Annotated in this window: 11 protein-coding genes and 1 tRNA gene; 7 read left to right on the forward strand and 5 right to left on the reverse strand. The window is 49.9% G+C overall.

Annotated elements, in window-relative coordinates; genetic code table 11:
* Positions 1 to 119 precede the first annotated feature (119 nt).
* The 5 genes from QCB44_RS00005 (at position 120) to fabB (ending at position 3,698) form a co-directional block, all read left to right on the forward strand.
* Positions 120 to 926 (forward strand): biotin--[acetyl-CoA-carboxylase] ligase, encoded by an 807-nt coding sequence (locus QCB44_RS00005; RefSeq protein ID WP_279407139.1) that lies wholly within the window; start codon positions 120 to 122, stop codon positions 924 to 926.
* A gap of 4 nt (positions 927 to 930) precedes the next feature.
* A complete protein-coding gene (locus QCB44_RS00010) occupies positions 931 to 1,722 on the forward strand; it encodes a type III pantothenate kinase (protein ID WP_279407141.1) in 792 nt (263 codons plus the stop codon).
* Between the two features lie 35 nt (positions 1,723 to 1,757).
* A tRNA-Thr gene (locus tag QCB44_RS00015) sits at positions 1,758 to 1,833 on the forward strand.
* 125 nt (positions 1,834 to 1,958) lie between these two features.
* A complete protein-coding gene (fabA, locus tag QCB44_RS00020) occupies positions 1,959 to 2,474 on the forward strand; it encodes a 3-hydroxyacyl-[acyl-carrier-protein] dehydratase FabA (RefSeq protein ID WP_279407142.1) in 516 nt (171 codons plus the stop codon).
* A gap of 3 nt (positions 2,475 to 2,477) precedes the next feature.
* Positions 2,478 to 3,698, forward strand: coding sequence for a beta-ketoacyl-ACP synthase I (gene fabB / locus QCB44_RS00025; protein ID WP_279407144.1), 1,221 nt, complete (start codon positions 2,478 to 2,480; stop codon positions 3,696 to 3,698).
* Positions 3,699 to 3,803: 105 nt separating this feature from the next.
* Here the strand turns inward: fabB and QCB44_RS00030 are convergent, their stop codons facing one another.
* The 3 genes from QCB44_RS00030 to ftsY are packed head-to-tail and all read right to left on the reverse strand — an operon-like array spanning position 3,804 to position 6,621.
* Positions 3,804 to 4,391 carry a hypothetical protein gene (locus tag QCB44_RS00030; protein ID WP_279407145.1) on the reverse strand — a complete coding sequence of 196 codons (588 nt, stop codon included), beginning with the start codon at positions 4,389 to 4,391 and terminating at the stop codon, positions 3,804 to 3,806.
* A 2-nt stretch (positions 4,392 to 4,393) separates the two neighbouring features.
* Entirely contained in the window at positions 4,394 to 5,356 is a 963-nt protein-coding gene (locus QCB44_RS00035; RefSeq protein WP_279407146.1) for a DUF2914 domain-containing protein, read from the reverse strand.
* A gap of 29 nt (positions 5,357 to 5,385) precedes the next feature.
* On the reverse strand, positions 5,386 to 6,621 hold the full coding sequence (gene ftsY, locus QCB44_RS00040; RefSeq protein WP_279407147.1) for a signal recognition particle-docking protein FtsY: 1,236 nt from the start codon (positions 6,619 to 6,621) through the stop codon (positions 5,386 to 5,388).
* 292 nt (positions 6,622 to 6,913) lie between these two features.
* Between ftsY and QCB44_RS00045 the strand changes: the two genes are divergently transcribed.
* Both QCB44_RS00045 and QCB44_RS00050 read left to right on the forward strand, forming a co-directional pair.
* The gene (locus QCB44_RS00045; protein WP_279407149.1) at positions 6,914 to 8,284 is read left to right on the forward strand and encodes a pitrilysin family protein; all 1,371 of its coding nucleotides are present in this window, start codon (positions 6,914 to 6,916) and stop codon (positions 8,282 to 8,284) included.
* Positions 8,285 to 9,601, forward strand: a complete 1,317-nt coding sequence (locus QCB44_RS00050) for a pitrilysin family protein (RefSeq protein ID WP_279407151.1) — start codon at positions 8,285 to 8,287, stop codon at positions 9,599 to 9,601.
* Positions 9,602 to 9,699: 98 nt separating this feature from the next.
* On the opposite strand, the gene QCB44_RS00055 is transcribed toward QCB44_RS00050, so the two are convergent.
* Positions 9,700 to 11,145 carry a sodium/proline symporter gene (locus QCB44_RS00055; protein ID WP_279407152.1) on the reverse strand — a complete coding sequence of 482 codons (1,446 nt, stop codon included), beginning with the start codon at positions 11,143 to 11,145 and terminating at the stop codon, positions 9,700 to 9,702.
* Positions 11,146 to 11,528: 383 nt separating this feature from the next.
* Positions 11,529 to 12,578: a glycosyltransferase family 1 protein gene (locus QCB44_RS00060; protein ID WP_279407153.1), complete on the reverse strand. Its 1,050-nt coding sequence runs from the start codon at positions 12,576 to 12,578 to the stop codon at positions 11,529 to 11,531.
* Positions 12,579 to 12,657 lie beyond the last annotated feature (79 nt).

Below are 12,657 nucleotides of genomic sequence, written 5' to 3' on the forward strand. Positions count from 1 at the left end.
CGAACTCAGAAGTGAAACGTCTTAGCGCCGATGGTAGTGTGGGAGGTCCCATGTGAGAGTAGGTCATCGCCAAGCTTATATTCCTAAAACCCGCTCAGCTATCGCTAGCGGGTTTTTTTATGTCTGCGGTTTCTAAACTTATGCATCAATGTAGCTTGCTAGAAAAGCAGTTTGTGTCTCTATTACCTGATTTTAGGGTAATTTGTTTGGATGAAGCTGATTCAACCAACCGTGTATTAATGCGAGAATTTCGTGAGGCTCCTGCTCCTGCATTCTGTATCGCAAACACACAGACAGATGGTTATGGTCAGCGCGGCCGCGAATGGATTTCTAATTCTGATTCTCTTACGTTTAGCCTTCTGCTTCATTGTCCCTTGCCCCTTCATAGAATAGATGGTTTGACACAAATTATTGCTCTTTGTCTGATCAATTCATTAAAGGTATTTAGCGATCAATGTTTCACAGTTAAGTGGCCAAATGATGTTTATTTTGATGGAAGCAAAGTTGCTGGAATTCTAGTTGAATCGCTTCAATACTCCGATGAGGATGCATGGCTCATTATTGGAGTGGGATTGAATGTCATGAGTGCTGATCAGGACAAAAAAACTTTTTTATCCGACGATTTCGAGGCAGAATTTGTCCAGTTTACCGATTTTACAATGATTAATGAGTTTTTGGTTTTATTTGCCTCGCATGTAAACAACTTATTAAGACAATTTACTGATAATACGTTTGCAAATTATTTATCCGAGTACGCCTCAATGGACTATTTCTCCTTAGGCGAAAAGGTAATTGTGTATGATAACGGCCAGCCGTTACACGCAATCTACCAAGGTGTGAACAAAGTCGGTGAGCTAATGGTGGATATTGATGGCTCACTCAAATATTACCGAAATGGCTCTGTTTCAATCAGACCTTTAGTATGAAATTATGACTGAATTATTTATTGATGTAGGCAATACCCGCGTTAAATTTGCCATTGTTGAGCAAGGCGAATATGAATATATGGGTGGTTTTACGCTCGCCTTTAAACCGTCAACCGAGAATTTCTTAGAGATATTTTCCCGTATCGAGTGTGACAAGGTAAATCAAGTATACGTCTCTTCAGTTGCATCATTTGAAAGAGAACATATGCTTGTTGAGGCTGTAAATGAATGTTGGGCCGTGTTTCCCATTTTCTTAAAAAGCCAGGCATCGTGCTGTAATCTAACGAACGGTTATGAAAACCCGTTCCAATTGGGCGTTGATCGTTGGATGGCGATGATTGCACTTCATGCAAAAACAACCAAACCCTTTATTGTTGTAGATGCTGGCAGTGCGATTACTCTCGATGTCGTTCACAACTCAAGTCACTTAGGTGGATTCATTGCACCAGGATTGACTATGATGCGGAATTCTCTTGCCCAAAAGTCTGATAAATTAAACATAGAGTGTCAGAAAATGGGAGAATCACTTCTGGCCGACTCGCCTGATAATGAAGAACCTTTATTGGCTAGAAATACAACAGAAGGCGTTTGTGGCGGTACTTTGTATATGGCCGCATCATTCGTTAATTATATGATTTCAGACTTAGAAAATTCGCTGCATTGTCATTTTAAGGTCTATGTAACCGGTGGTGATGGATTGACATTATCACCGCTGTTAAATTCACCAAATGAATACATTGAAGACCTTGTTTTACAGGGTATGGTGAATGTTAAAGAAAATGTAAAAAATAGTTGACATACTTACTGTAGCCCCTATAATACGCCTCATTCGCCGACATAGCACAATTGGTAGTGCAACTGATTTGTAATCAGTAGGTTGGGGGTTCAAGTCCCTCTGTCGGCACCATTATTTGAAAGCTCGTATTTGCCAAAATACGGGCTTTTTTTGTATCCAAAATCACTCAAATTGCTATGAGTTGTAGCCAACTGTTATAATGGCAAGAGTTTTTTCTATTACAATCGGAAACCCGAATGGAACAACAATCTAGTTATACGAAAGAAGAACTGCTGGCCTGTGGGCGTGGCGAATTGTTTGGCCCTGGTAATGCTCAGTTACCACTACCTCCAATGCTGATGTTTGACCGCATTACTCATATTTCAGAAGAGGGCGGTGCTTACGGTAAAGGCCAAATTAAAGCAGAGTTGGATATAACAAAAGATTTGTGGTTCTTTGAATGCCATTTTAATGAAGATCCGGTTATGCCCGGTTGTTTAGGTTTGGATGCCATGTGGCAGTTGATCGGATTCTTTTTGGGCTGGACTGGCGGCCCAGGTCGCGGACGTGCGTTGGGTGCCGGTGAAGTGAAATTCTACGGCCAGGTATTGCCCACTGCAAAGAAAGTCGAATATGTGATTGACATGAAACGCGTCATTAAGCGTAAACTGTACATGGGGCTTGGCGATGCTAAGTTGTATGTTGATGGGCGTGAAATCTACAGTGCTGCCGATCTCAAAGTCGGTCTATTCACCAATACGGATAGTTTTTAAGTTATGAGAAGAGTCGTCATTACCGGGGTGGGAATCGTTTCCAGCTTGGGCAACAACAAAGAAGAAGTTACTAACTCATTGCGTAACGGTCAGTCAGGCATTGTATTTGCGCCTGAGTATGCAGAGAACGGTTTGCGTTCACAAGTTCATGGTGCAGTGAAAAACTTGGATTTTTCTGATCATATTGATCGCAAACAACTGCGTTTTATGGGTGATGCTGCAGCCTACAGCTATATTGCCATGCAGCAAGCCGTGGAAGATTCCGGCTTGACGCCAGAGCAGGTGTCTAATCCAAGAACCGGGTTGATTGCTGGTTCTGGTGGCGGCTCAAATTCCAACTCTACTCAGGCGGTCGAAATCGCGCGTGAGAAGGGCGTGCGTCGTGTAGGCCCTTACATGGTGACTCGTACGATGGGATCGACGGTATCAGCCTGTTTGGCGACACCGTTCAAAATCAAAGGGTTGAACTATTCCATCAGTTCGGCGTGTTCAACATCGGCTCACTGTATTGGTAATGCGGTTGAGCAGATTCAGCTGGGCAAGCAGGATGTGGTGTTTGCCGGTGGTGGTGAAGAGCTACACTGGACCATGTCGGTACTGTTTGATGCAATGGGCGCTTTGTCGACCAAGTACAATGACACGCCAGAAAAAGCGTCGCGCGCTTATGATGCTGACCGCGACGGTTTCGTTATCGCCGGTGGTGGCGGGATGGTTGTGGTTGAAGAGTTAGAGCACGCCCTTGCACGTGGTGCCAAAATTTATGCTGAAATCACCGGCTACGGTGCTAACTCGGATGGTTACGATATGGTGGCTCCGTCTGGAGAAGGGGCGGTGCGCTGTATGCAGATGGCGCTTTCAACTGTGAACGGTGATGTGGATTATATTAACCCGCACGGAACTTCTACACCGGTTGGTGACACCAAAGAAGCGGCGGCGATTCGAGAGGTGTTTGGTGAGAAGGTGCCAAAAATCAGTTCCACCAAATCCATGTCAGGTCACTCTCTGGGTGCGGCAGGGGTTCACGAATTTATTTACAGTCTGTGCATGTTGGAAAACGATTTCATTGCCCCTTCAATCAATATTGACACTCTGGATCCAGAGTGCGAAGGGATGCCGATTGTCACTGATTTGATCGAAAATGCCGGCGTGAATCGCATGATGAGTAACAGTTTTGGTTTTGGTGGTACTAACGCTTCTCTCGTTTTTGAACGTTATAAAGGTTGAGTGAGAGTGTCAGGTGATTGAGTTTTAAACTCAGCAGGCCTGGCCAAAATTGAAACCATAAAAAAACCGCTTAAAAGCGGTTTTTTTATGTCTTATGATTCGTTTTTAGGTGCAGCTTTCAAGCTGACTGCGATAACGTTTGGCTTGATTGGTCACTTTCATTGCCACTTTTTTCAGCCAGGCTTTGTTCTCATAGGTGCGTCGAGCATAGCCACCGCGACCTTCATGATAGGCCAAATACAGGTTGTAAGGGTCATTACGCGGAATGCCTAAACGTTTGTGTGAAACGTAATTGTACCAACCGATGAAATCCAGAGAATCATCAACATTTGAACGTCGCGCTCCCCAACGTCCGGTCGCTTTCTGATAGTCATACCAAGCCGGATCCTGCGCTTGTGCGTAGCCATAAGCGGAGGAACTTCTCGGAAGAGGGATAAAGCCAAGCAGGTAAGGACGCTCGGGTTGTGCGTCATGTTTAAAACGCGACTCCTGGTGAACAAACGCCATCAATATATAAGAGGGGATTCCCCAGCGCTTCTCCGATGATCTAGCGGCATCGTACCAGTCATCGTCATAGTCGTAGATCGAGCAGATGTTGTTATAGGTGTTCTTTGGAGGATTAGAGCTGCAGCCCACTAACAAAATAGCCATTAGGGCTGTTAAAGCAGGTGTGATCAAAGACGGCTTGAACATCTTTATTTTCCGTTTCCGTAGCTAAATTGAGTGCGATAAATTACCTGTTTTTGCCCATCGAGCACCTCAAGGGTCCATCGACCCTGCCAGGCACTGGTTAAGCGTTTACTGGACCAGGTACGATAAAGATTACTGCGAATAGTCAATGGAATCAATGCCATTTGGCGATTATCATAAATCCAGCGGTGATAGATCGTCTGTTTGTCAGCGCCTTCTATTTGGGTAAAGAAGTAGAGTTTGCGGACGTTTTTCGGCACGGTTTGTTCAAAGGACGCCTGTGGCGATTTATCGACGATTGCGGCACTAATGGCAGACTCAATAATGGCGATATCACTCGCAACCACCGGGGTTGACAGCGATACAGGCGGCGTCTTTTCCACTTGCTGTTGCTTGAGCTGCTGCAGATCTTCGCGCTGCTGCGCTGTCAGCAGCGCGAACTTGTCTGTCGTTTCGTTTGATGAAGCGGACATTTTCTCAGATTTAGCTGGCGTTGCCTCTATATGCTTCTCGGCAGGGACTGCTTGGTCGTCTGCCTGAGCAGGTGGCGTGTGGCTAACCGTGTTTGCGTTTGGATGATCACTGCGGTTAGGCGTACTCCCTTTTTCAGGAGGCTGGATTTCAAATTTTTGAGAAACTGTCGATGAAGCCGTCTCTTGGCGGTTGGTGAAAGGCTCCTTCTCTTGATCGGCCTTGTCAATCAGTACCAATCCGGTGCTGATGCCGCCAATGGCCATCATCACAACCCAGGCTATGCGACTGCGCCAAGGTTTGCTTTGTGTGGCTTCGAGGGTTTCCGCCATTTTGGTTTGCGCCTGCTCCCAGCCTTGCTGACAAAAGTCACGTAATTCCCGGTCGTAGCGGATTTTGCTCGGTGCGCTGTTGATGGTCTTGCCTTCCAGTGCCAGTCGGTAACCTTTTTTAAAGGCATGGAGGTGGCTTGCATTATGGGTATCAGGTAACTGCACGGTTAAGAACTTTCTTTTGAGACACGGTCTTAGGAAGCGTTTCGATCAAACAACGCTTCGGTAAACTCTTTGGCATCAAACGGGCGCAGATCGTCAATGGATTCACCCACTCCAATAAAGCGCACCGGAATACCCAGTTGTTCCGCCAAGGCAAAGACAATCCCCCCTTTGGCGGTACCGTCGAGCTTGGTCACGGTAATGCCTGACACCTGCACCGCATCATAGAACTGCTTCGCCTGGTTCAGGGCGTTTTGTCCGGTTCCGGCGTCAATGACCAGCATCACTTCGTGCGGTGCCGTGTCATCGACCTTTGCCATGACGCGTTTGACTTTTTTCAGCTCTTCCATCAAGTTGGATTGGGTATGCAGACGTCCAGCGGTATCGGCAATCAACACATCGATGTTTTTCGCTTTGGCCGATTGAATGGCGTCAAAAATCACTGCGGCTGAATCGGCGCCGGTCTTTTGCGCGATGACAGGAACCTGGTTGCGTTCTCCCCATGTCTGCAGCTGTTCCACGGCCGCAGCACGAAAGGTATCGCCCGCGGCCAGCATGACCGATTTGCCTTCGTTTTGAAGTTTTTTCGCCAGCTTGCCGATGGTCGTGGTTTTTCCTACCCCATTAATGCCGACCATCAGAATCACATATGGACCGTTCTGTTGCTGCAGATGGTTCTCAATCTCCAAAGGTTGGCTGATCGGATCAATGATCTGTTGTAGCTGCTCTTTAAGTGCGGCAAACAGTGCTTCGGCATCATTGAGCTCCTTGCGCGAAACTTGATCGGTCAGGTTTTGAATAATGCGGTCAGTAGCTTCCACCCCCACATCCGCGGTGAGCAAAATCATTTCCAGCTCGTCGAGCAGATCTTCATCAATCTCTTTTCGGCCCAGTAACAGATTGGCGACACTGTCGGTAAAGCTGCGGCGGGTTTTACTTAATCCGCTCTTTAGACGGGCAAAGAGGCCGGCTTTTTTAACTGGAACCGCTTCTGCCAAAGGCGTGTCAATAGCCTCAATAGCCGGTGTTGCAAGGTCTGTTTCCGCTTCAGTCGCTGCGGATTCACTTGCCTTGGCTGCGGTGGCTTCGGCGTCGAGATTTTTGACAGGCCTGGTCTGTGAAGCATCCGCATCCGCCTTGACGGTTGCTTGCTCAGTCGCAGAAGCTTGCAGCTCGCGTTCTTGCTGAACCTGTTCTTCGCTGTTCTGTGGGGTCGATTCCTCGATCGGAGTGTCGCTCTGTTTTTTTCGGCGTAAAAAGCTAAACATGGTGTTTTCCTGAATCCTTATGATCGCCATTTCGCCGGCAGATGGCCTGAAAAATGTCGGGTTTTTATCTGGAGGCCGGCTCGCTAAAATAGCTCAAACTTGCTGCGTCGGAGGGCAATGGCTTCCGGAACGCATTTAAGTGTTCATTTAAGTGTTTGTTAATACTTGGCTTAAAATATTGCGCTATTATAAATCAATCCGTTGCCTAAGGGGCACTACAAAGCCTTAAGTAACGTCTTAAGTTAAAGTGATATACCGCGATTAAAGCGTGATAAAAGAGGTGAAGAGAACAATGAAAAGGATCGCAAAAATCGGCCTGATCGGTTGCATCACTTTGGGCACACTGCTCTCGTTACCGGCCTGGGCGGGTAAGGTGTCGGAATTTCAGCTCGATAACGGCATGAAGGTGTTGGTGAAAGAGGATCACCGAGCGCCGGTGGTGGTGCAGCAGGTCTGGTATCGGGTTGGCTCCACTTATGAACCGGTCGGTCATACCGGTCTGTCACATATGCTGGAACATATGATGTTTAAAGGCACCAAAACTCTGCCGCCAGGGCGCTTTTCTAAAATCGTCTCTCAGCTGGGCGGACAGGAGAATGCGTTTACTTCAGCCAATTACACCGCCTATTACCAGGTGGTGGGTAAACAAAATCTGGAAACGGTGATGAAGCTAGAGGCGGATCGTATGCGTAATCTGGTGATTGACGAGGCTGAATTCAAAAAAGAACGCGAGGTGGTCACCGAAGAGCGTCGCTGGCGCCTGGAAGACAAGCCGCGCTCGAAACTCAACGAGCAATTTAACGCCACCGCGTTTCTGAACAGCCCCGCGCGCAATCCGGTCATCGGTTGGATGACCGACATTCGCAGTTACGAAGTCGAAGATCTGCGTGAATGGTACCGCAAATGGTACGCGCCGAATAACGCCACTTTGGTGGTGGTCGGCGATGTGCAACCGCAGCAGGTTCTAGCTCTGGCGAAAAAATATTACGGCCATTATCAGCCGGAAGCCATTCCCGAACTGAAACCGCAGCGTGAAATCGAACAGGAAGGGCTGCGCCGTATTGAACTCAAGGGCAATACTCAAGTGCCTTCCGTACAGATGGGCTTTCATGTGCCGAGCCTGGTGACCGCTGAAAATCCGCGCGAGGTGTACGCATTAGCGGTGTTAAGCAGCATTTTGGATGGCGGAGAGAGCAGCCGCCTGCCGCAGTCTCTGGTGCGCGATCAGCAGATCGCTGCCGGCGTCAGCTCCGGCTATAACGCGACAGATCGCTTGAATACGCTGTTTGAACTCAGCGGCACGCCGGCCAATGGACAAACCGTCGACGCCTTAGAGAAGGCGTTATTGGCGGAGATTGAGAAGCTCAAAACCACGCCGGTGTCACAAGCTGAACTGGAGCGCGTGTGGGCGATGGACGAAGCCGATCACGTCTATTACCGTGATTCGATTCAGTCGCAGGCCATGATTCTGGGCTCTCTGGTCAGTGTGGGGCTTCCGGCCGACACGCTCGACCACTGGATCGAGAATATCCGTTCGGTCACCCCGGAAGAGATTATGGCGGTGGCGAAAAAATATCTGCATCGCGATAACCTGACCATTGCCACGCTCTATCCGGACGGCAAAGGACCGCGCAAAATCAAACCTTATACCGGGAGACTGTAAATGCGAGTGATCATGCAAACGGTGTGGATGTTATTTTCAGCAGGCCTGTTGAGTGTATGGAGCCTGCAAGCCTGTGCCTCGGTCGAGATTCAAAGCTGGCAGACCTCCCAAGGATCTAAGGTGATGTTTGTCGCCGCGCCGGAACTGCCGATGCTCGACATCGAAGTAGTGTTTGATGCTGGCAGTGCGCGCGACGGCGACCAGTGGGGATTGGCGTCAATGACCGCCTCCTTGTTGGGCACCAAAACGCCAGAACTGAATGAAGAGCAGATATCCCAGCAGATTAACGCCTTGGGTGCCAAAATGGGCGGCGGCGTCGATCGGGATATGGCCAGTTATTCGATGCGTACCCTAACGCGCGAGTCGATTCTCAAACCGGCCCTGAAGCTGTTTAGCGCGACCTTGACCGAGGCGCAATTTGATTCGCAGATTTTTGAACGCGAACGTCAGCGTTTGCTGGTGGGCTTGCGCCAGCAACAGAAGGATCCGGGCGCCTTGGCGCGTAACACCTTCTGGGAAGCGCTTTATGGCGACCATCCTTATGCCCATCCGATTTCCGGTACCCCGCAAAGTGTTGCGGCGTTGAAGCTTGACGACTTGCGCGCCTTTTACCAGCGTTATTTTGTCAGTGCCAATGCGACGATTTCGATTGTCGGTAATGTGGAGCGTAAGCAGGCTGAAGTCATCGCCGAACAGCTGTTGAAAGGGCTGCCTAAAGGAGAGAAGCCGCCGGCGCTGCCGCAACCAAAAGCGTTGCAGAAAGCGGAAAAGCGCGTGATCGAATTCGACTCTTCGCAAACCTATTATCGTCACGGCCAGATCGCTGTCGAGCGGGGCCATCCGGACTATTACGCGCTGTTCTTGGGTAACCATCTTCTGGGCGGAAGCGGTTTCGGTTCGTTGCTGATGGAAGAGGTCCGCGAGAAGCGCGGCCTGGTCTACAGTGTCGGCAGCGGTATGGCGCCTTTGAAAGTGCCGGGACCGTGGTTGGCGTATCTGTCGACCAAAAACGACAGTGCCAATGAAGCGGCACAAGTGGTCAATGAGACGCTTGAAGCCTTTATGAAGCGGATTGACGATACTCATTTTCAGGCGATCAAGGATAACTTAATCGGCGGTTTCCCGTTGCGTATCGACAGTAACGGCAAAATCATCGGCTATCTTTCCATGATCGGTTTTTACGGCCTGCCGCTGGATTATCTGAAGCAATTTCCAAAAATCATTGCGTCGCTGAGCAAGGAACAGGTGCTGCAGGCGTGGAAAAAGCACATTCATCCTGACAAGATGGTGACGGTGATGGTCGGTCAGCCGAAATAAAGGTGACAACGGCACAACCTCCTCTTTTTAAAGCCGGTTTTAAACTGAACAGGCCTGGTCAGAATGTTTTTACCGGGCCTGTTTCTTTTTGCAGCGGATCAATGCGAGGAATCCGGCAACTGTTTTTTCGTTAGCAGAACTTGCAGGTCGACGTTTTTGCCTCCGGCGGAAGCGATCAGCAGACCGGACAAGATGCCGAAGGTAATCGGATAAATATCCGGCAGCCATTTAAAGTAGGAAAAGGTGACAAAGGTGAACAGGCCGGTGAGCACGGTGAGAATGGCGTGATATTGGGTCAAACGCTGTTTGAGACCCAGCCACAAAATCAGCGGACCAAAGGCGGAACCGAGCATGCCCCAGGCATCCAGCACCAGACTGAACACGGTTTGATTATTGGCCAGTGCAATCGCCACCGCCAAACTGAGGACGCCAAAAGTGGCTACTTTGGTGAGCCACAGCGACTGTTGGGGTTCTTTACTCAGGTCGCGTGTCAGGGAGGCGGAGCAGGAGAGAATCAGCGAATCGACGGTGGACATGGTGGCTGCAAACAGGGCGGCGAGCATGAGACCGGTAAACAGGTCGGGCATCAGTTGCGAGGCCAGCGTCGGCAACGCCAGTTCGGCATCAAACTGATCGGTGGCTGGAATCAGCAGACGGCTTAACAGCCCGACGCTGATGGTCAGAGCGTAAAACAGAATGAACCAGCCGTAGTAGTAGAATTGCATCTCTTTGGGTTTGTGCTCTGGATTCAGGGTCATAAAACGGATGACAATATGCGGTTGGCCGATGACGCCCATGCCGCCAAACAGCCAGCCGGCCACAAAGAGCACCGCGGACCAACCGCTCACATCTTGCGGAAACCAGTGCATATAGTGGTCAGACACGCTGGCAAGCGCTTGGTAAAGCGCGCTTAGATCCTGCACACCAGGCAGCGCACTGAAGCCAAATACCAGCATCATCAGCATGCCGCTGAGCATCACCAGCGATTGCGCCACATCGGTCCAGATGGAAGCTCGCAGGCCGCCCACCAGACTGTAAACAAAGATGATGGCCGCAGCGAGCAATATGCCAGTTTCCATCTCCCAGCCGAGCAATACTTCAGTGGCTTTGGTGCCCGCTTTCAGCTGCGCGGCGGCATAGACGGTAAGCAGCACAATGGTGAGACCGCCGATCAGTTGGCGCAGGCGGTGCGGGTCGGGTTCGTCAATCCACTCGGAAATCAGGCCGCCAAACGAGTGCACCAGCGGCGACTGTGCCGATGTCTGAATCGACTTGACCGCCCGGCGCTGGGCGATCCAGTCGCCAAGAATCCAGCCGGTCATCAGCCAGATGGCCGACAGTCCCATGCTGTAAGTGGCACCGATCATGCCGATAAACATAAAGCCGCTGTTATTGGTGGCCACCGCAGAGAGTCCGACCAGGGCAGGGGAGACACGTTTGCCGGCCACCAGATAATCGGAGGTGGTTTTGCGCGAAAAGAAGTAGCTGGCGACGCCGATGAGAAAAAAGAGAAACAGAAATCCCAGAAATGTGGATAAGACCATAAGTGCAAGCACCGTTTGTGAGTGTGAGTTAAGCTAAGTTGTTTGCTGTTATCTTTACCAGGCAGGAAAAACGCCGTTTTTGCCTGTTTTGCCTGTTGAGTGTTTTCGCGTCCGTAGGACGCAAGGCTAACCGGATCCACCAGATCAACGGATAGTGGATGAACATTGAGCAGCGTGGCTGCCGAGACAAAGCGTACATTGAATGCGCTTTGCATCACTTTGCAAAAAACAGAACCCATCTTAAAGGTTCTGCGGCGTGATTGCCAATCGGGTTGCCGAAAACCGGTGTATCGTCGTCGTTCTACGGCTTGGATTTACCTAGAAAATAAGCAGGCCTGTTCACTGTCTATTGACTGTCTATTGAGTAGCCAAAATTCGCTTGTTTAGGAGATCAGCGATTTGTTTGGCGGCAGCGGTTTCGTTTCGATCTCAAGTGTTTCAGGGAAAGGCGACAGGGCGGCAACAAAGGTCTCTGCGCAGGCTTGCCAGCTAAATTGCAGTGCATAGTCGCGGCACGCTGAATGGTCTAGAGTCAGGGCCTGGTGAATGGCTTCTTGCAGATCGTCAGCCATGACACCCGTTTGTGGGGTGAGGATGTCAATCGGCCCGGTGGTGGGATAGGCGGCGATCGGCGTACCCGCTGCCAGCGCTTCAAGCATGACTAATCCATAGGTATCGGTTTTGGAGGGAAAGACAAATACGTCGGCGCTGGCGAACTGCTGCGCAAGCGGGATGCCGCTGAGTTTGCCGACAAAATGTGCATTTGGAAACTGTTTTTCCAGCAGCGCTTTATCAGGACCGTCGCCGACCACCACCTTGCTGCCTGGCAGATCCAGTTTTAGGAATTCCGGCAGGTTTTTTTCCACCGCGACGCGCCCGACGTAGAGGTGGATGGGGTGCGGCCACGGTTGCTCTATTTTATGTTGCGGTGTGAATAACGCAGTATCGACTCCCCGGTTCCATTTGAACAGGTGCTCAAAGCCGCGCTGGCTTAGATCGTCGATTAAAGATTGGGTGCTGACCAGAGTATGCTTTGCCGGAGCATGAAACCAGCGCAGCAACGCATATCCCAGGCCGACGGGGATAAAGGGCAGGCGTTTATTGAGGTACTCGGCAAATTTGGTGTGAAACGACGTGGTAAACGGTCGGTTACGGCGCAGGCACCACGCCCGGGCCCGCAACCCCAAAGGACCTTCGGTCACAATATGAATGGCGTCGGGTTGAAATGCACGGATATGTTTGTCAAAGCCGTTGGCTCGCCAAGTTAATGGGATTTCTTTATAACCGGGCATAGGAATGGTTTGATAAAGACCGGGGTGCAATACCTTGACCGTGTGGCCGAGTTTTTCAAGCTGGCTAATCACTTGAGTCATAGTGGTGACGACGCCGTTGGTTTGTGGAACCCAGGCATCACTGACAATTAAGATCTTCATCGCTCATCCTTCTTTATTGCACTTATTATGCCCTTCAAAAGGCCGAGTTTTTTTTCATAAAGATGAAGGTTTTACGACA

The sequence above is a fragment of the Thiomicrorhabdus sp. zzn3 genome (genome assembly GCF_029767755.1).
GTDB lineage: Bacteria > Pseudomonadota > Gammaproteobacteria > Thiomicrospirales > Thiomicrospiraceae > Thiomicrorhabdus.